The following is an 18,442-nucleotide window of genomic DNA, read 5'->3' as shown; positions in this document are numbered from 1 at the left end:
GCAATTATTTAGATGCTTTGTAAAGCTCATCAGCTTGTTCAAATCGATCAGTAATGTCTTTTTCAGGTGCTTTACTGAACAGACTGAACACAATGATTGCGATGGTGGCAGAAATGAAACCAGGAATAATTTCATAAATACCAGTCGCACCGAAGGCATTCTTCCAAACTATAACCATGATTGCACCCGTAATCATACCTGCCAGTGCACCTGTTAAAGTCATACGTTTCCAGAATAAAGAGAGTATGATGAGTGGACCAAACGCTGCACCAAAACCAGCCCAAGCGTATGCCACAAGCCCAAGGACTTTAGCGTCAGGATTCCCAGCCATCCAAATGGCAAGGACAGAAACCAATAGAACCATCAAGCGACCAACCCAAACCAATTCTTTTTGCGAAGCATTTTTACGTAGAAATGCTTTGTAGAAGTCTTCAGTTAAGGTGCTAGAACATACCAATAATTGGCAGCTTAAAGTACTCATCACAGCTGCCAAAATTGCTGCAAGTACAATCCCTGCAATCCATGGATTAAACAGAACCTTGGTTAATTCCATGAATACGGTTTCAGGGTTAGCACTGACAACAGCAGCATATTCAGGGTGTTGTTGGAAGTAAGCAATCCCAAAGAAGCCCGCAGCCACAGCCCCGCCTAAACAGAAGGTCATCCATGCCATACCAATACGACGAGCATTTGGAATTGATTTCACAGAATCTGCTGCCATAAAGCGTACTAAAATGTGCGGCTGCCCAAAGTAGCCTAGCCCCCAAGCCATTAACGAAATGATAGCTACCATACTCAAGTCACCGAACAGGTTCATGGCTTGTGGACGTGCCGCTTCAAGCGCTATGGTCAGTTGTTGTGTATCAGTAAAGCTCAGTACAGCAACAATAGGTGTGAGCACGAGGGCAAAAATCATTAAAGTGGCTTGAATGGTATCTGTCCAACTTACAGCAAGGAAACCCCCAATAAATACATAGCTGATGGTTGCAATCGCGCTGACCCAAAGTGCAGTTGTATAAGACATACTAAACATGTTTTCGAATAATCGTGCACCAGCCACCATGCCAGAAGCACAATAAATCGCGAAGAAAATTAAAATCACACAGGCAGAGACAATACGCAGGACTTTTTTATGATCATTAAAACGATTGGAAAAATAGTCTGGGAGGGTTAATGCGTTGTATTGTACTTCGGTATGTACACGTAAACGTCCTGCGACCAATAACCAGTTGAGCCAAGCACCAATAATTAAACCAATACCAATCCACATTTCAGATAAACCTGATAAATAGATTGCGCCAGGTAGGCCCATGAGCAACCAACCACTCATGTCGGATGCACCCGCCGAAAGTGCAGTCACAAAACTTCCTAGACTACGACCACCCAAGATGTAATCATCAAAGTTATTGGTCGCACGGTAAGCCATCAAGCCAATAAAAACCATGGCAATGATATAAAAGAAAAAAGTGATTAAGGTCGGATTCAGTGAACTCATACGCTTATCCTTGGGAGTTAAATCACAAACTGGGATTCCGCTTTTTGTTTAAATTGTTACAAAAAGCAAACAATATCCTGAAAATAAGCGCGGGATTTAAACATAAATTCACAAAGTTTTCTGTTTTTTTTGTAATGAAAAAAAGAATAGGCAGTCACAAACTGCCTATTTCTTTGAAACACCAAAGGATATTATTGGTCTGAATTAATTGTTACGACCCATGACACCACGAATGGTATTGAGGACATCCGCAGGTAAAACTACCGTCTTGGCATTATTGGATTTTGCCATCTCTTGCATGGCTTTCACATACTGTTCACCTAATAAATAGGCGACAGGAATTTCTTTATCGCCCACAGCTGAACTGACCATTTCAATCGCACGTTGTGAGGCTTCTGCAAGTACCACCTGCGCTTCTGCATCACGACGTGACGCTTCAAGGCGACCATCGGCTTCCAAAATTGCGGCTTGTTTTTCACCATCTGCTTTGGTTACTGTTGCACGACGTTGACGCTCAGCAGCAGCTTGTGCTTCCATCGCTGACTGCATGGTCTGTGAAGGTTGAATATCTTGAATTTCAACGGTTTTTAAAGTAATCCCCCAATCTGAAATATCATCAGAAATGGCTGCTTTGAGTTTAGCTTTAATGTGGTCACGCGAAGAGAGTGCATCATCTAAATCCATTTCGCCTACGATAGAGCGAAGCGAGGTTTGCACCAAGTTTTGAATCGCCCATGTGTAGTTTTCAATCCCGTAGACTGCTTTTTCAGGGGTGGTTAAATTAATGTATGCTACCGCGTTCATGACCAATACAGCATTATCACGGGTAATTACTTCTTGAGATGGGATATCTAAAACAATATCTTTGGTGGTGACTTTGTAAGACACTTCATCCACATATGGAATGACAAAGTTTAGACCAGGACTTAATGTCGTATGGTATTTACCTAGACGCTGTACAATCCATTTGTAGCCTTGGGGAACAATGCGAACCCCCTTAAAAATCGTGATGCCGACAAAAGCCAACAACGCAATAACAATAATAGATCCCGCTGACATAGTTTTACTCGCTTTTATTGATTGTCATGATTTGGACGATGTGGCTGTACCACAAGATCATTCCCCAGAATATCGACTACACGTACCCGATCACCAACATTCACACTTGTGAGAGTGCGACAGTTCCATTCATCTGAGCCTAAAACGGGCATTGGAAACCTAACGCGGATTTGTTCATGTTCCATATTGACTTGAATGACCATTCCGATCTGACCAATGGTTGCTTCGCGTGAAAGGCCAGCTTTGGTTTTATCGATGGAGAGTGGTTTGATGAATCTAAACCATGCGACGGTGCAAAGGATGGACAGAATCATCCACAGTACTAATTGTACTGTTGAGTCGAGGGCAGGAAAAATCCACAATAAAATACCCACCAAAATGGCGCTAATCCCAAACCACAACGCTGCGAAAGCGGGAATGATTAATTCGGACAGCATTAATAAAACACCGAGGACAAACCAGTGCCACGGTTCAAAAACAAATTCCATACATCTACTCGTGTATTGTGTTAGTGAATAGTGCTTATAAAGGTATCATTATTCACTGTAACAGATGTCTAAGATGATGAATATTAAAAAAGTGTTTATTTAGAATTTTACCTTCGGTGCAGGTTTAAATGCAGCTGGGGACTTCTTAAAATTGCTAATTGCGGCTTGAATGGCGGTGATTTTCAGTTGTGCTGCTTTTTCACCTTCAAGGATGGATTGATTGCTGGCTTTTAAGTCTAAAGTTCCGACATGCCCAACTTTAGGTTGAATGACTATACTGGCTTGATTCAACTCGGTATTAATACTTTGTTGCCCCATAATATTGATGGTTTGGTCGAGTAAACCCCACATATTCAGCGGTTTATTGCCAACGGGACGGGCAGAAATGTCGACCGCAATGACAATATCTGCACCCATCGCTTTCGCAGTAGTCACAGGAATCGGGCTGACTAAACCACCATCGACATATTTACTCCCCCGAATAGTTGTAGGGACAAAGACATTTGGAATGCTACAGGATGCACGAACAGCTTGACCTGCATTACCTGAAATAAAGTCAGCTTTTTTGCCATTGTCTAAGCGAGTTGCAACCGCAGCAAAGCGGATCGGAAATTTTTCGATGGGCTGATTGCCGACATTTTTATTGACATAGTTCTGTAGTTTTTGCCCCAATACAATGCCTTGGCTGTTTAAAGTCAAGTCACGTAGATCGGACTCTTGTAATTGCAGCGCGAGCTGTTGCAGTTGGTAAGGGCTTTTGCCACTGGCATAGATGCTGCCGACAAAACTTCCCGCACTGGTACCAGTGACAATTTTAGGTTTAATCCCATGCGATTCGAGCACTTTAAGTACGCCAATATGTGCAAAACCCTTGGCACCACCACCACCGAGAGCAATCGCAATAACGGGTTCACGTGCCTTGATTGGGGTGGTTACAGGTGGTTTGGTTGCTATTTTATCACAACCAGCAAGGGTAAAGCCGAGTAAGCCAATCAGGCCATATTGAATAAAGCGTAGGTGAGACATTGCACTCTAAATAGGAGAAAAATTGCGCATATCAGATCAAATTTTGACACATATTTCCAGTCACTTTTTGACGAGAGTTTGTAACGGCTTTGCCAACCACTCTGGATTTCTTGCGGAGAATCGTCCTGCATAGCAGGCTAAGATCTTGGGTAAATCCTGATCAAAATCCCCACTGGGATGGAATACGCCTAAACAGCGAATGGTTTTGTGATCATAATCAAAGGCAAACATGACAATTGGAATATGTGCTCCAACTGCAATTCGGTAAAATCCACTTTTAATAGTGCTGGCACTTTTTCGGGTGCCTTCAGGTGCCATACCCACCCAAATTTTATCTTTATCCTGAATAATCTGAATGATTTGCTGTGTGAGTCCATGCGGGCTAGCGCGATTCACAGGAATAACACCGATCCAGTCCAATAAGGGCTTTAGCGGTGTTTTAAACAGCGTATGTTTGCCGAATACGGTAATTTGAATGCCTAAACCCAATAGTGCAGTAAAGCCATGCCAAGCATCAATATTGGAGGTGTGGGGAGAAATAATCGCAACGGCTTTTGCCAAGTCGGGAAATTCACCAGAAAAAGACCAGCCTTGCGCCAGAAACAATCGACGGAAAAGCTGTTTAGAAAAGGCGTTACCTCGCGCGGGCACGTGCGGCGGCAAAATAGGAAAATGCTGCATAGACATAGCCTTGTCATCCTGACAAATATTCTTGGTTTTTCTTGATATTACGCTTTCAGAAATCGTGCTTCATTGGCAAAATGTGCGCTTGGATGTGCAGAAATGCTCACCAATGAGCACCATGTCCAACATCATAGGATTGCCAGATATGCCAATCGCACAGAACGTTTATTTATTGCTGTTTTCATTGTACTGGGCGCAAGGTTTACCTGTGGGGTTTATGACACATGCGCTGCCTGTCATTCTCCGAGCAGAAGGGGTGTCATTGGCGCATATTGGTGGTTTTGGCTTATTAATGTTGCCATGGTCAATCAAAATTTTATGGGCACCTTGGGTAGATCGAGTCGGTAATTCGCAGCGCGGACATTATCGGAGCTGGATTATTCCAATGCAGTTGTTCAGCGTTGTGGTATTAGTCGTGCTGTCATTTTTACCTATTCATGCTTTGAATGAACCTCAATATTTATTCTTATTTTTTATTGTGTTACTAAGTTTGAACTTTGTAGGTGCGACGCAGGATATTGCAACAGATGGACTGGCGGTTCGTATTTTAAAATCTGAACAGCAGCACTGGGGTAACACCTTTCAAGTAATTGGTTCTCGCTTAGGGTTTATTGTTGGCGGCGGAGCGATGCTCTGGATGCTAGATGGGTTTGAATGGCAAACAACTTTTTTACTGTTGGCGGGATTGGCCTTACTGAATACATTGCCCGTATGGTTGTATCGGGAGTCCACACCAGTACAGGCGGTGCATCAGCCTTCAACTTCATGGCGACAGAAAAGCAAAGCAATTGCTCAATATTTAAAGTATTACCGCAGCAGTCCCGTGTTATGGCGGTGGTTTTGGGTGTTATTGACCTTTAAAGTGGCAGATGGACTAACAGGAGCTCTGCTTAAACCGTTGATGGTCGATTTGGGTTTGAGTTTTACTCAAATAGGCGTATATGTCACCATGTTAGGCGCATTTGCCGCTTTATTGGGGGCGGGTTTTGCTGGCGCATTACTTAAAATCATGCGCCGCTCTCAGGCCCTGTGCTTATTCTCAGGATTAAAAATTATCTGTTTAGCAACTTACACTTGGTTGGCTTATCAATATGAACAGCAACAAGTCATAGCTCCAGTTGTGATTTATGTGATTAATGCTGCGGAAGATGCGATTTCCGCCATGCTGTTGGTCGTCATGTTAACCTTAGTCATGCAATACAGCCGTTTAGAATATGCAGCAACCGATTTCACCTTTCAGGTCGCTGTAATGGCAACAGTAAGTGGTGTGTTATATAGCTTGAGCGGTTTGATTGCTGACGTTTTAGGCTATACAAATTATCTATTTTTGATTGTTTTTATAGCGTTTTTCTGCATTGTTACAATTTTCCGATGGATGAAATTTGAAAAATAATATTAAAATTCAATTGTTTGCTTGTTGTTAGCCTAAAGTATTAAAACATATATATAAATAAAAATTTAATCCTTTTGTAATATGTGACTGCAATGTAATATTTGTAACAAAATTAACACCAGGGAAAATGATTTAATGAAAACCAAAATTGCAGCAGCGATTGCTTTAAGTTTGTTAGCGGGTTCAACTTTTGCGGCACCAACGTTTTATGGTGAAATTGATGCGAGTGTGGACTATTTACCAGAAGACAATAAGTCAGGCACTCCAGATAAAGATGTTGTAGAAGTCAGTTCAAATAGTTCTTACCTTGGTGTCAAAGGTGACGAAAAATTAAATGACCGTTTAAGTGCTGTTTATTTAGCTGAATGGGCATTTAACGCTGATGGCGAAGGATCAGATTGGTCTGCACGTAACCGTTATGTCGGTTTAAAAGATGCAAAATTAGGTACGGTGAAAGTGGGTGCGCATGATACACCGCTGAAGCAACTCTCAAGTGTTGTAGATACTTTCAATAACTATGTAAACAATAAAGCGGACATCACAGGCATTATGACGGGTGAAACTCGTCTTGCAAACGTTGTGGTCTATGAATCTCCAGCGCTTACATTGCCTACAGGTGCAATCAAATTAAATGCATTGCTTGCGACTGGTGAAGACAGCGGTATTGCAAAAGGCAATGGTGCTTCTAAATCGGCTGGTCGTGGTTTAGGCGATACTTGGTCTGCATCTTTGGTGTATGACAGCCCAGTTTTTGTGGCGGGTGTAGCATATGATAAAGCGGTTCCAACGACGTTTGCAGGTCGTGGTATTACAAATGCATCTGCGCCAGAAGTGACGGGTGGTGTTGCTGGTACTGCATTTGCAGCTGCGAATACTCTACGTGCGATTGGTCGTTTAAATGTGCTCGACAATAGCTTGGCTTTAAAAGCGCTTTATCAAACTTCTGAAGTAGAAGAAGCGAATGGCAATGAAGCCGCAGCTGCCAATATTGATGATTCACAAGGTTGGTTAGTAGGTGCGGAATATAACATTCCATCTGCAAAAGCATGGACGATCAAAGCACAATACAGTGCGAACACGACTAGCTTTAAAGACAACTCAGATGATTATGATGCTGACCAAATTATTGCTGGCGTAGATTATGCGTTTAGCAAACAAGTGAAAGCATACGGTTACGGTGGTTACTTAAAACTAGAGCGTGGTGATTTTGAAACTAAACAGCCAGTTGTTGGAACTGGCTTAGAATTCAAATTCTAATTTTTAAAAAAATCATACAAAAGGACGATACAAAAGTAGCGTCCTTTTTTATTTTAAGTCAGCTTTAAGTTTCAAATCATAAATTAATAAAAAATATTGATCATCGAACCGCCCAAAATGAATTTGTCTCGCCTTGAACGCTTGAAACAGTTTTTCCCCCCGTTGGCTTTACATCAATTTAATTTGTTACTTGCACTTTGGTTAGGTGTTGCCCTGAATTTTGCATTTTATAAGAAAATTCAATTACTCACGCCTTATCAAGGTTTTAAAGCCTATGCATTTTTATCTGCAACGGTCTTGGTTGTGGTCGCGCTCTATAACCTGATATTGCAGTTATTCCAGTGGAAATGGAATGCTAAAATTTTGGCGTTATTTTTAGTTTTTGTAGGCGGATTAACAGCTTATTTTGTGAATAGTTTGGGTGTTGTTATTTCACCTGGGCAAGTCCAAAACATGATGCAAACTGATACCAAAGAGGCATTGGATTTGTTTTCCATGCAGTTTGTGGTGTGGAGCATGTTTATGGTAGTGCTGCCAATGGTGTTGATTGCACTGATTCGAATTGAAAGCAAACCGCTATCGAAACAACTCTTGAGCAAGGGCTTGCACGTTGTGGGTTCAATGGCTGTTATAGGTGGGTTGCTGTTTGTATTCTATGTCGATTTTGCTGCGATTTTCCGTGAACATCGTGATTTAAAAGGCATGATTTCACCACAAAATACTATTGCTTCGACTTTATCCTATTACCGTAAACAGAAGCCTAAAGAAAATTTACCTTTGGTGACATATGGTACAGATGCTCACCGAGTGGTGAATACCAGTGCAGATGGAATGCCTAAACTCATGATTTTGGTGGTGGGTGAAACAGCTCGTGCAGAAAGTTTTTCTTTGAATGGTTATGCGAAGAATACCAATCCAGAATTGTCTAAACAAAATGTCATTAACTTTAGCCAAGTGAGTTCTTGCGGGACAGCGACCGCAGTATCAGTGCCATGTATGTTCTCTGGAATGCCGCGTGAAGATTATGATGAACAGTTGGCAGGTCATCGAGAAGGTTTACTCGATATTGCACAACGCGCAGGCTATAAAGTGACATGGATTGATAATAACTCAGGCTGTAAAGGTGCTTGTGATCGCGTGCATAAGTTTGAAATTCCAGCTGCATTAAAACAAAAATGGTGTGATGCTGAAGGCGAATGTATGGATGAAGTTTTGGTGGATAGCTTGAAGTCTTATTTGGCAAGCATTCCAACGGAAGATAAAACACCTCAACTGATCGTGCTACACCAAATGGGAAGCCACGGACCTGCTTATTACAAACGTTCGACAGAGCAGTTCCAACCTTTTAAACCAATGTGTGCGACCAATGCCATTCAGGGTTGTAGCCGAGATGAATTGTTGAATAGCTATGACAACTCGATTGTGTATACAGACCATATTCTAAATCAGGTGATTCAGACCATTAAAGAGGTACCAAATCATCAAACGGGCTTCTGGTATTTATCGGATCATGGTGAGTCGACGGGTGAAAGTGGGATGTATTTACATGGCGCGCCTTATGCAATTGCACCAACTCAGCAAACCCATGTGCCAATGATTATGTGGTTCTCACCAACATGGCAACAGCACAATGCAAGCCAAGTTAGTTGCTTGCAGCAGCAAAAACAAGCTATACGCAGTCAGGATAATTTATTTCCAACTTTATTGTCCTTATTGGATGTGAAAACCCAAGTGATTGATGATAAAAATGATATGTTAAAACAATGTGCAACGAATCCAACAGGAAAGGCTTAAGTTAAGATGAGCAGAATGACCAAAATCTTAATGATCGAAGATGATTTCATGATTGCCGAATCTAGCAAAAAGTTATTGGAATTGCATGATTTTCAGGTGGAATGGGTAAATAATGGGCTTGATGCTTTAAAGCTCTTACAACAGCAAAGTTTTGATGTGGTGTTGTTGGATTTGGGCTTGCCGATGATGGATGGCATGCAGGTGTTGACAAAAATCCGTCAAAGTTTTCCGAATTTACCTGTTTTGATTATTTCTGCACGAGATCAGGTGCAGAATCGGGTAGACGGTTTGAATCAGGGCGCGGATGATTATCTGGTTAAACCTTATGAATTTGTAGAACTATTGGCGCGTATTCAAGCTTTATTGCGTCGAAGCATGCAAGAAATGCCATTGAAGGAAACTACAATATTGCGTTACGGCGATTTGGAGTTAGATGTTGAACAACATATCGCGTTATTGCATGGGCAAGAGGTGGAACTTTCCAATCGTGAATGGGCAATTCTTGTGCCATTGGTCAGTTATCCCAATAAAATTTTTTCAAAAGCCAATTTGGAAGATAAGCTGTATGATTTCGATAGTGAAGTGAATAGCAACACTATTGAGGTTTATGTCCATCATTTGCGTGCAAAGTTGGGTAAAGATTTTATTCGTACCATTCGTGGTATGGGCTATCGCTTAGGTAAATTGGATTAAGCTTTTATGCAGCAACTGCACGCAATGCCAACACAAACATCGTTAAAGAAACGATTACTGATCTTTGTTTCGGGGTTTAGTTTACTGTTGGGTGGCGTGCTGATTGCAACAGCATACTGGATTTCATTGGGGGAACTGGATGAAATTCTTGATGCCCAAATGCAGAACCTTGCGGAACGTGTAGCGGCACATGACCCTGCACCCATCAAAAGTCATTTTGATATTCATAAGCGCTATCATGAAGAAGACTTATTTATCGATGTATGGGAAAAGCAAGAACATCCGCAGCATCAGTTTGATTTATTATTACATGGTGTAAATCAGGCTGGGTTTTATGATCGCTCCACCTCGCAAGGGGTGTGGCGCATGTATGTGCTGCCCACCGAAAAGTATCAAATTCAAGTTAGCCAACCTTTTTCAGCGCGAAGTCATTTAGCCTTAGAACTCGCCACCAGTATGTTTGTGCCCTATCTGGTGATGATTCCGTTTATTTTATGGGGTTTAGGCTGGGTAATTTTACGTAGTCTAAGACCTATGGATGAATTTAGACAAGAAATTGCCCGCCGTGATCTAGATGAATTAACGCCCATTAAGTTGAATCGCTATCCTGTTGAGTTAATACCCACAATTCAAGAAATGAATTATTTATTTGAACGGATTGAGTCAGCACAACAAGAACAGCGCCAGTTTATTGCCGATGCAGCGCATGAGCTCAGAACACCGATTACTGCACTGAATTTACAGATGCAGATTCTATTGCGTGAGTTTCCAGAAAACATCGCATTAGAAAATTTGAGCCAAGGTTTAATTCGTATTCAGCATTTAATTAGCCAGTTACTCGATTTAGCCAAGCAAGATGCAAGTGGCTTGCATATCATGCAACAACAGCCATTTTACTTAAATCAAGTGGCAGTAAATTGTGTAGAACAACTGATTCACGTGGCTTTGCAGAAAGAGATTGATTTAGGCATGGAGCGCCAAGAAGAAGTCGTGGTGAATGGTTTAGAATCTGCTGCACGATCTATTATTTATAATTTGATTGATAATGCAATTAAATACACACCTAAAAATGGCGTAATCAATGTCTCAATTTTTTCACAAGGCAATGATGCGGTGATTCAGGTTGAGGATAGTGGTCCAGGAATTGATCCTGCTTTGTATGAACAGATCATGAAACGCTTTTATCGCATTCATCATCACTTAGAGATGGGAAGTGGGCTAGGTCTTTCGATTGTGCAAAAAGCAGCGGAACATTTAGGTGGAAAAATCCAGTTTGGAAAAAGCCAGACTTTAGGTGGCTTATTTGTTCAAGTACAGTTTCCTCGACAAATGAAATCAGTACAGCCATCTCTTTAAGCTGGAATGAGCTGAATTAAAGTAAAGGTTAACTTAGATCACTTTTGCTAGATTCTGTCTTTTAGCAAATGTCCAATGTTATGCTGTTGTTTTAGAATTAGGCACTCACCAAAGTATGGTAAGTGCTAAAAGAAATGCATATCGGCTAGAGTTGAATAACCGAGATACAGTGTAGATTCACCCATCATTATCTTACTTATAACTGTGGCTTATCTAAGGTATTAAGCGGCTTCTTGAGTGTTTTCCGTAGTAGGTTGTTGAATAAAAGCAGGGGGCTGTTCCATGTCTAAGGTTTGAACTGGAACAAGTCGTTTATAGAAAAATGGATAAAGTGCAACGTTACAGCACCAAATGACCCAAGCAGTCCAGAGGTTATGGCTGAGGAAGTGTGCCCCACGCATCATTTGCGCCCATCCCATAGCAAAGCCCAATATCAAGCCTGCAACAAGATAGAAATAAGCACGTTTAGGCGCAGTCTTCCTAAAAGCAAAGAAGCCTGTCATTAAGGCAAAACCGGTTGCTGCATGTCCGCCAGGGAAGCAATGCCCATGACTAAGGTTAAAGTTCCATAAAAAACCAGTCGTTGTCGCTTGGGTCATATTCCAAGGGCAGGCATGTCCCGATTGTGATTTAAGAATCCCCACCACACTGGTACTCAAAATTAAAATCCAGAACAGATAAGCATATTGCCAGCGCTTTGCTGCCAAACGTTCGATTTTAAAACTCACAAGCCAAAGGCTCACAAAACTGATATCACAAAGGATGAGCAGGTTTTTAACATATTTATGATTGAGAGTTTCTAAAAACCAGTCATAACGCCATGGGAATTGTCCATGAGTGCCTGTCCAAGGCTGGATCAACATCAGGTCAAGTTGACCCGCAACAGGAAAAAGCAGTTGCAGTAGAACAAAACTGAACAGCAAAATCAGTCCTTGTTTGAGGCTAAAACGTTGTAATTCAGACATGGTCGTACAAACGAGATTTGGAGGACTTTGATTAGAGCAAAGCAAACTTAAATCGGACTTAATTGAATCTTAAAAGCAGATAGAGGAACTGATGTATTTAACAGATTTGATGTAGAACTTAGCAGATAATCTGTAATGCAAACATGGTTTAAAATGCTAGATTAAAAGGCAAAAGTCGCCTGAGAATGTTATGCCTATTCGTGCAGTATTATTTGATTTGGACAATACTTTAACCCATCGTGACCAAAGTATTCGGCGCTATAGTGAGTTTTTGCTAGAACAGTTTCAGTCATACATACTTGCACCTGATCTGGAAAAAATACAGCAAATTATCCGCCGAATTGATAATGGCGGATATCCTAAGAAAGAACAACTGACTCATTCGACCATTGGGGCATCGGTTGCATTTGCTTTATTGCAAGAGTTGGCGTGGAAAACTGAGGTAGATTTTCAAAACTTAACCGATTTCTGGTTTCAGTATTTTGGACAGTGTGCTGTTGCTATGTCTGGAGCATTAGAGTTGTTACAAAGCTTGAAACAACAAGATTATGCATTGGCAGTGGTGTCAAACGGTGGACATGCGACTCGTTTGAATATTTTAACTGGACTTGGCTTCAAGAATTATTTTGATGTGATCGTGAGTTCCGAACAAGCAGGGATGAGTAAGCCTCATCCACAGATTTTTCTGCATACTGCGGAAAACTTAGGGGTACATCCTTCAGAATGTTTGTTCATTGGTGATCATCCCGTGAATGATATTTGGGGTGCACAACAAGCAGGAATGCAGGCCATCTGGTTACAAGGTTTTCACCCTGAAGGTGAACGTTTACAAGTTCCTCGTATCCAGACCTTACAAGAGCTATATACCTATTTAGAGCAAGCATAAAATTGATAGCATAAAAAAAGCGATTCCTGAGAATCGCTTCGTAACATGCGGAAATTGAGAAAACTTAAAACATACTGTCGTCTGAATTTGCTGAAATTTTGTGAATGGATAAATCAGCACCACGGAACTCATCTTCTTGCGATAAACGAATACCAATGCAAGCTTTTAAACCACCATACACCGCAAATCCACCCACAAGTGCAACCACAATCGCGAATAGTGTGCCAATGATTTGTGACATTATGGATACGCCACCAATACCGCCTAACCATTGTTGACCGAAAATACCGACTGCAAGTCCACCAAAGGCACCACAAATTCCGTGTAATGGCCATACACCCAATACATCATCCACTTTGAGCTTGTTTTGGGTATAGGTGAAGAACTTCACAAAAATAATTCCAGCAATGGCACCAATCACAAGCGCACCAAAAGGATGCACAATATCAGAGCCTGCACAGATAGCAACTAAGCCAGCAAGCGGACCATTATGTAAGAAACCGGGGTCATTTTTACCAATCATATTGGCAGTCACAGTACCACCGACCATCGCCATCAATGAGTTAATAGCAACCATGCCTGAAATCGCGTCTAAACGCTGTGCACTCATGACATTGAAGCCAAACCAACCTACAATCAGAATCCATGAGCCTAGAGCTAGGAAGGGAATGGATGAAGGTGGGTGTGCACTGACACGGCCATCCTTCTTGTAACGACCATGGCGTGCACCCAGTAAAATGACAGCGGCCAAAGCAATCCAGCCTCCCATGGCATGCACAACCACCGAGCCTGCAAAGTCATGAAAGGGTGCACCAAATGTGTGCTCTAACCATGTTTGAATGCCAAAATTACCATTCCATACAATGCCTTCAAAAAATGGATATACCAATGCAACTAAGAGTAGCGTTGCTAATGCTTGAGAACGCATTTTGGCACGTTCCGCAATGCCACCAGAAATAATCGCAGGAATAGCAGCAGCGAAAGTTAGCAAAAAGAAGCAGCGCATCAGGTTATAGCCATGATCTGCCGCCAAAGTTGCTCCCATATGGAAGAAATGATGTCCATAGGCAATGTAGTAACCTACGAAAAAGTAAGCGATTGCTGAAAGCGCAAAGTCTGTCAGAATTTTACTTAAGGCATTCACCTGATTTTTATGTCGAACTGTGCCTAGTTCTAAAAATGCGAAACCAGCATGCATGGCCAGTACCAGCACTGCTCCTAGTAGTAGAAAAAGTAAATCGATATCTTGCATAGTTTGCTCGAAAAAAGTGCTAAATACGACTTTAGGTACAAATTTTGGAAGAGGATTTGCACCAAAATAGTTTAGTAAATCTAAAAATTGGAGTTCAGCAACCGAACACTCCGTTCATGCAAATAATTAAGCAAAAAATGCACCAATTCAGATAAAAATAAGAATTATTTGATGAAAAATAGTGCATATCGGCTTAAAAGAGTGCTCTATGTTGCAATTTAAAATAACGTAAAATTTTAGTTTCTATTTAATTAAATTAAAAATCATAGATATAAATTGAATAATTGTTCAGATTTTTAATATTACTCAAATTTTCCAGATCAGCAGATTGAAGTGAATTTTTATTGATCGAATATCAGAATAAAACTTCATCAAGTGGGCTAAGCCCGACTTGATGAATATGTTCGTAATTAATGTAAGATATTTTCGAGGAATTGTTGTGCTCGTGCACTACGAGGTGTGGTAAAAAATTCCTCTTTGGAGCAGTCTTCGACAATTTTGCCTTGATCCATAAAGATAATTCGATTTGCCACTTGGCGTGCAAAGCCCATTTCATGAGTAACACACATCATGGTCATGCCTTCTTTCGCCAGACCGACCATCACTTCAAGTACTTCATTAATCATTTCGGGGTCAAGTGCAGAAGTAGGCTCATCAAATAACATCGCAATCGGGTCCATACTCAATGCACGTGCAATCGCGACACGTTGCTGTTGCCCGCCAGAAAGCTGGGCAGGGAATTTATCGGCTTGCGAACTTAATCCGACGCGGTCTAGATAAGCCAGTCCTTTTTTCTTCGCCTCATCAGCACTACGCCCTAAAACTTTGATTTGGGCGATAGTTAAATTTTCAGTCACACTTAAATGTGGAAATAATTCAAAGTGTTGAAACACCATGCCTACGCGGCTACGCAATTTATTTAAATCGGTTTTTGGGTCTGCAATAGGGACGCCATCCACAAAAATTTGCCCCTTTTGAAAGGGTTCTAAACCATTGACGGTTTTAATGAGGGTCGATTTACCTGAACCTGAAGGTCCACAAACCACCACCACTTCACCTTGGCAAATTTGTGTGGTGCAATCGGTCAGGACTTGAAATTGTTGATACCATTTACTGACGTTTTGGAGATCAATCATTATTTTTTGGTCACTCATACTTTTAATCTCCTTTGTATTCTTTTCACAATAAATGTTGCTAATGCACTGATGCTAAAGTAGACCAGACCTGCAAATAGAATGTACTGGGTCAATAATGACATCAGGTCGCCACGGACATAGTTGGTTCGGAAAAAATCCAGTAAGCCAATTGCATAGACCATGGTTGAATCTTGGAACAGAATAATGGTTTGTTGGAGTAGCAATGGCGTCATTTTTCGAAAGGCTTGCGGCAGAATAATCAGACGCATGGATTGACCATAGCTCATGCCTAGTGCATATGCTGCGGCGTTTTGCCCTTTGGGAATAGACTGAATTCCAGCGCGGACAATTTCAGAAAAATAGGCCGCTTCAAACAGCATGAAGGCAACAATACTCGAAACCAAAGCCGTATCGATAGTTAAATAATTACCCGTAATTGCGGTATAGAAAAATGGTACCGCAAAGTAAAACCACATTAGTACCAACAGTAGCGGAATAGAGCGGAATAAATTGACATAGGCTTGTGCGATTAGATTCAGTATCCGAATAGAAGATAGACGCATTAAAGCCAACAATGTGCCAATAAAAATACCGCCTACGGTCGCTATGCACACAACTTTTAAGGTAATGCTGAGGCCATGCCATAGGGCTGGCGCAGAGAGTTGTAAATCTTGAATAAATGCAGTGAGCCAGTCCATTATTTATCTCCTGCAATTGTGCCCGGAATACGCAAGCGTTTTTCCAGAAAACTCATAAATTGAATTAAGCAGATGTTAATCACAATAAAAATAATGGTGACGTAGGTATAAATCTCGATGGTATTTTGTGTGTACTCACTGATCGTTTTCATCTGCGAAATAATTTCAGCCACACCAACCAGCGAAGCAACAGACGTGTTTTTTACGCAGTTGGTTAGTTCAGAACTGAGCGGAGGTAAAATGGTACGGAAAGACTGTGGCAAAATTATGTAACGGTACAATTGTGCCGTACTGAACCCCATGGCATAGCCTGCATTAATTTGTCCTTTGGGTAAGGCTTCAATTCCTGTACGGACTTGTTCACAAACCCGTGCAGCAGTAAATAAACCCAAACCAATACTGGCAGAAATAAGAGCACTGGTATTGGCACTTAAATCGTTCACCCACCAATCTTTCAGCCCTGTGGGTAAAAAATTGGGTACCACATAAAACCAAATAAACAGTTGTATTAATAAAGGGATATTGCGAAATATGGTCACATAGGCTGTGCCAATCGCACGTGCAGTTTTATTTGGAAGCGTACGCATAATACCGAGCATACTGCCCAAGACAAATGCGATAGACCATGCCACGATGGCAATAAACAGTAACCAACCTAAGCCGATTAAAATCCAGTTGAAATAGCTACTGTCACCGACACCGGTAGATTGAAATAGTACGCCCCAGTTCCAGCTATAGTTCATAGGAGCTCCAGATTCTTAATCAGGTAGGCAAAAGCACTACCTGATAATCATTGAGAGAATGGTCAGCATAGATTACTGATCACGGTCATGTGGTGACGCAATAAGGGCTTTTAATTGTTCCGACATTGGGAAGTTCAGGTTAATATTTTTAGGTGGAATTGGTTGTTCGAACCATTTTTTATACATGTTGTTAATTTCACCTGAGCTATAGACTGCTTTAATTGCATCATCCACCACTTGTTTAAATTCAGGGTCACCTTTTCTGAGCATACAGCCATAAATTTCATGGATAGGTGCAGTACCTACAATCACCCATTGATTTGGATCTTTTGCTTTCGATTTTTCACCTGCAAGTAAAATATCATCCATCATAAATGCGGCAGCACGTCCGTTTTGTAGCATCAGGAACGATTCAGCATGGTCTTTGGCAGAAATAATTTCACCAATTCCCAGTTCTTTTTCATGTTGGCGAATATAACGTTCTGAGGTAGTTCCCGCGGTGGTTACCAGTTTTTTGCCCTTTAAGTCGGCAAAGTCTTTCACGCCAGAGTCTTTCGCGGTGAGTAAACGCGAACCCACTTCAAAATACCCCACGGAAAAAGCGACTTGTTGCTGGCGTTCTTTGTTGTTGGTGGTTGAGCCACATTCTAAGTCAACGGTACCATTAGAAACCAATGGAATACGGTTTTGACTAGTGACCAAGTTATAGCGAATTTTTAAATCGGGCATATTTAGTTTTTGTTTCACAGCATCTACAACTTTTAGTTGTAAATCATGTGCATAGCCCACAGGTTGATTAGGATTATCGGCAATATAAGAAAATGGAATGGAAGAGTCACGATAACCCAACACGATGGTTCCTGACTGTTTAATTTTTTCTAGCGTTCCCGATGCAGAGCCTTCTTTACCCGCAGAATCATTACTACTTGGTGTTTTGTCGCCACTACAGGCACTTAAACCGAATACCAACGTGCTGGCACAGAGTAGGGAAGTCAGGGGCCGTTTGAATAACATAGGTAAACTCCTTGTGTTTTGTTTTCATCTTTCACTTTATTTATTGACTGAATTTCCATCAGTTTATTTGTTTTTGCATTATTGACTGCTTGTTTAATAAACAGATTTAACTTCATCTTAGCGCGAGTTTTAATCAGTTGCGCAGGTCAGATTGTTGATGCTTTGTTAACGATAAATCTTTAAGTTTTAAACAGATTTAAAGCCAATAAATAAAATTTAGAGTGAACAAAGCAGAATCTATGCCTGAATAGCATTACATAATTTAATAAAATACTGTGTTTAATAAAAATAAACAATTCGTTGTCAGAGTATTCCAAATTGATAAATCGACAGTAAACTTTTTATTTTAATTTAAATATATGATTTTAGGTTTTTTTTAAAAAAAATCAGGGTTGCTTACACACGTATATATGCATTATTCATGGTTCAGTTAAAAATAGATTGGAAAATATGCAAACACTGACCTCGCCGTGATGTTGCAAGAGTGCTATTTGAATGTTGTA

General features: G+C 41.0%; 17 protein-coding genes. 6 read left to right on the top strand and 11 right to left on the bottom strand.

The features are described 5' to 3' along the window. Window positions 1-4 precede the first annotated feature (4 nt). The 5 genes from putP to MP622_RS10050 form a co-directional block, all read right to left on the bottom strand. On the bottom strand, window positions 5-1,495 hold the full coding sequence (gene putP / locus MP622_RS10070; RefSeq protein ID WP_104441036.1) for a sodium/proline symporter PutP: 1,491 nt from the start codon (window positions 1,493-1,495) through the stop codon (window positions 5-7). Window positions 1,496-1,699: 204 nt separating this feature from the next. After that, complete coding sequence (locus MP622_RS10065; protein ID WP_243790767.1) at window positions 1,700-2,554, bottom strand: SPFH domain-containing protein; 855 nt, start codon at window positions 2,552-2,554, stop codon at window positions 1,700-1,702. 14 nt (window positions 2,555-2,568) lie between these two features. Further along, the gene (locus MP622_RS10060; protein ID WP_104441034.1) at window positions 2,569-3,042 is read right to left on the bottom strand and encodes an NfeD family protein; all 474 of its coding nucleotides are present in this window, start codon (window positions 3,040-3,042) and stop codon (window positions 2,569-2,571) included. A 99-nt stretch (window positions 3,043-3,141) separates the two neighbouring features. Continuing rightward, window positions 3,142-4,068, bottom strand: a complete 927-nt coding sequence (locus MP622_RS10055; RefSeq protein ID WP_243790766.1) for a patatin-like phospholipase family protein — start codon at window positions 4,066-4,068, stop codon at window positions 3,142-3,144. A 60-nt stretch (window positions 4,069-4,128) separates the two neighbouring features. Next, window positions 4,129-4,755, bottom strand: a complete 627-nt coding sequence (locus tag MP622_RS10050; protein ID WP_044740919.1) for a 1-acyl-sn-glycerol-3-phosphate acyltransferase — start codon at window positions 4,753-4,755, stop codon at window positions 4,129-4,131. Between the two features lie 142 nt (window positions 4,756-4,897). Here MP622_RS10050 and MP622_RS10045 point away from each other — a divergent pair, with 142 nt between their 5' ends. The 5 genes from MP622_RS10045 (at window position 4,898) to MP622_RS10025 (ending at window position 11,245) form a co-directional block, all read left to right on the top strand. After that, complete coding sequence (locus MP622_RS10045; RefSeq protein ID WP_243793517.1) at window positions 4,898-6,145, top strand: MFS transporter; 1,248 nt, start codon at window positions 4,898-4,900, stop codon at window positions 6,143-6,145. 135 nt (window positions 6,146-6,280) lie between these two features. Next, window positions 6,281-7,402, top strand: coding sequence for a porin (locus MP622_RS10040; RefSeq protein ID WP_151504261.1), 1,122 nt, complete (start codon window positions 6,281-6,283; stop codon window positions 7,400-7,402). 117 nt (window positions 7,403-7,519) lie between these two features. Further along, the gene (locus MP622_RS10035; protein ID WP_243790764.1) at window positions 7,520-9,196 is read left to right on the top strand and encodes a phosphoethanolamine--lipid A transferase; all 1,677 of its coding nucleotides are present in this window, start codon (window positions 7,520-7,522) and stop codon (window positions 9,194-9,196) included. A 15-nt stretch (window positions 9,197-9,211) separates the two neighbouring features. Next, window positions 9,212-9,889 carry a response regulator gene (locus MP622_RS10030; RefSeq protein WP_243790762.1) on the top strand — a complete coding sequence of 226 codons (678 nt, stop codon included), beginning with the start codon at window positions 9,212-9,214 and terminating at the stop codon, window positions 9,887-9,889. Window positions 9,890-9,913: 24 nt separating this feature from the next. Beyond that, the gene (locus MP622_RS10025) at window positions 9,914-11,245 is read left to right on the top strand and encodes an ATP-binding protein (protein WP_243793515.1); all 1,332 of its coding nucleotides are present in this window, start codon (window positions 9,914-9,916) and stop codon (window positions 11,243-11,245) included. A gap of 221 nt (window positions 11,246-11,466) precedes the next feature. Here the strand turns inward: MP622_RS10025 and MP622_RS10020 are convergent, their stop codons facing one another. Further along, window positions 11,467-12,210, bottom strand: coding sequence for a phosphatase PAP2 family protein (locus MP622_RS10020; RefSeq protein WP_243790761.1), 744 nt, complete (start codon window positions 12,208-12,210; stop codon window positions 11,467-11,469). A 190-nt stretch (window positions 12,211-12,400) separates the two neighbouring features. On the opposite strand from MP622_RS10020, the gene MP622_RS10015 reads away from it, so the two are divergent. Further along, a complete protein-coding gene (locus MP622_RS10015) occupies window positions 12,401-13,096 on the top strand; it encodes an HAD family hydrolase (RefSeq protein ID WP_243790759.1) in 696 nt (231 codons plus the stop codon). A gap of 64 nt (window positions 13,097-13,160) precedes the next feature. On the opposite strand, the gene MP622_RS10010 is transcribed toward MP622_RS10015, so the two are convergent. From MP622_RS10010 to MP622_RS09990, 5 genes are all read right to left on the bottom strand, one after another. Next, the gene (locus MP622_RS10010; protein WP_243790758.1) at window positions 13,161-14,348 is read right to left on the bottom strand and encodes an ammonium transporter; all 1,188 of its coding nucleotides are present in this window, start codon (window positions 14,346-14,348) and stop codon (window positions 13,161-13,163) included. A gap of 410 nt (window positions 14,349-14,758) precedes the next feature. After that, entirely contained in the window at window positions 14,759-15,484 is a 726-nt protein-coding gene (locus MP622_RS10005; protein ID WP_243793513.1) for an amino acid ABC transporter ATP-binding protein, read from the bottom strand. Between the two features lie 14 nt (window positions 15,485-15,498). After that, on the bottom strand, window positions 15,499-16,182 hold the full coding sequence (locus tag MP622_RS10000) for an ABC transporter permease subunit (protein ID WP_016165751.1): 684 nt from the start codon (window positions 16,180-16,182) through the stop codon (window positions 15,499-15,501). Further along, window positions 16,182-16,925: an amino acid ABC transporter permease gene (locus MP622_RS09995; RefSeq protein ID WP_243790756.1), complete on the bottom strand. Its 744-nt coding sequence runs from the start codon at window positions 16,923-16,925 to the stop codon at window positions 16,182-16,184. The genes MP622_RS10000 and MP622_RS09995 overlap by 1 nt, the downstream gene beginning before the upstream one ends. Window positions 16,926-16,997: 72 nt before the next feature. Next, window positions 16,998-17,939: a transporter substrate-binding domain-containing protein gene (locus tag MP622_RS09990; RefSeq protein WP_243790754.1), complete on the bottom strand. Its 942-nt coding sequence runs from the start codon at window positions 17,937-17,939 to the stop codon at window positions 16,998-17,000. Window positions 17,940-18,442 lie beyond the last annotated feature (503 nt).

The organism is Acinetobacter sp. PK01, assembly GCF_022819285.1.
Taxonomy (GTDB): Bacteria; Pseudomonadota; Gammaproteobacteria; order Pseudomonadales; family Moraxellaceae; genus Acinetobacter; species Acinetobacter tandoii.
Note: the sequence above shows the minus strand (reverse complement) of the source record. Positions and strands in the feature narration are given on the sequence as shown.

Excerpts from the sequence above, each read along its gene's own strand:
- MP622_RS10040 (WP_151504261.1), top strand. The coding sequence starts at position 6,281 with ATGAAAACCAAAATTGCAGCAGCGATTGCTTTAAGTTTGTTAGCGGGT.
- MP622_RS09995 (WP_243790756.1), bottom strand. The coding sequence starts at position 16,925 with ATGAACTATAGCTGGAACTGGGGCGTACTATTTCAATCTACCGGTGTC.
- putP (WP_104441036.1), bottom strand. The coding sequence starts at position 1,495 with ATGAGTTCACTGAATCCGACCTTAATCACTTTTTTCTTTTATATCATT.
- MP622_RS10000 (WP_016165751.1), bottom strand. The coding sequence starts at position 16,182 with ATGGACTGGCTCACTGCATTTATTCAAGATTTACAACTCTCTGCGCCA.
- MP622_RS10065 (WP_243790767.1), bottom strand. The coding sequence starts at position 2,554 with ATGTCAGCGGGATCTATTATTGTTATTGCGTTGTTGGCTTTTGTCGGC.
- MP622_RS10020 (WP_243790761.1), bottom strand. The coding sequence starts at position 12,210 with ATGTCTGAATTACAACGTTTTAGCCTCAAACAAGGACTGATTTTGCTG.
- MP622_RS10050 (WP_044740919.1), bottom strand. The coding sequence starts at position 4,755 with ATGTCTATGCAGCATTTTCCTATTTTGCCGCCGCACGTGCCCGCGCGA.
- MP622_RS10015 (WP_243790759.1), top strand. The coding sequence starts at position 12,401 with ATGCCTATTCGTGCAGTATTATTTGATTTGGACAATACTTTAACCCAT.
- MP622_RS10055 (WP_243790766.1), bottom strand. The coding sequence starts at position 4,068 with ATGTCTCACCTACGCTTTATTCAATATGGCCTGATTGGCTTACTCGGC.
- MP622_RS10060 (WP_104441034.1), bottom strand. The coding sequence starts at position 3,042 with ATGGAATTTGTTTTTGAACCGTGGCACTGGTTTGTCCTCGGTGTTTTA.
- MP622_RS10005 (WP_243793513.1), bottom strand. The coding sequence starts at position 15,484 with ATGATTGATCTCCAAAACGTCAGTAAATGGTATCAACAATTTCAAGTC.
- MP622_RS10025 (WP_243793515.1), top strand. The coding sequence starts at position 9,914 with ATGCCAACACAAACATCGTTAAAGAAACGATTACTGATCTTTGTTTCG.
- MP622_RS10045 (WP_243793517.1), top strand. The coding sequence starts at position 4,898 with ATGCCAATCGCACAGAACGTTTATTTATTGCTGTTTTCATTGTACTGG.
- MP622_RS10030 (WP_243790762.1), top strand. The coding sequence starts at position 9,212 with ATGACCAAAATCTTAATGATCGAAGATGATTTCATGATTGCCGAATCT.
- MP622_RS09990 (WP_243790754.1), bottom strand. The coding sequence starts at position 17,939 with ATGTTATTCAAACGGCCCCTGACTTCCCTACTCTGTGCCAGCACGTTG.
- MP622_RS10010 (WP_243790758.1), bottom strand. The coding sequence starts at position 14,348 with ATGCAAGATATCGATTTACTTTTTCTACTACTAGGAGCAGTGCTGGTA.
- MP622_RS10035 (WP_243790764.1), top strand. The coding sequence starts at position 7,520 with ATGAATTTGTCTCGCCTTGAACGCTTGAAACAGTTTTTCCCCCCGTTG.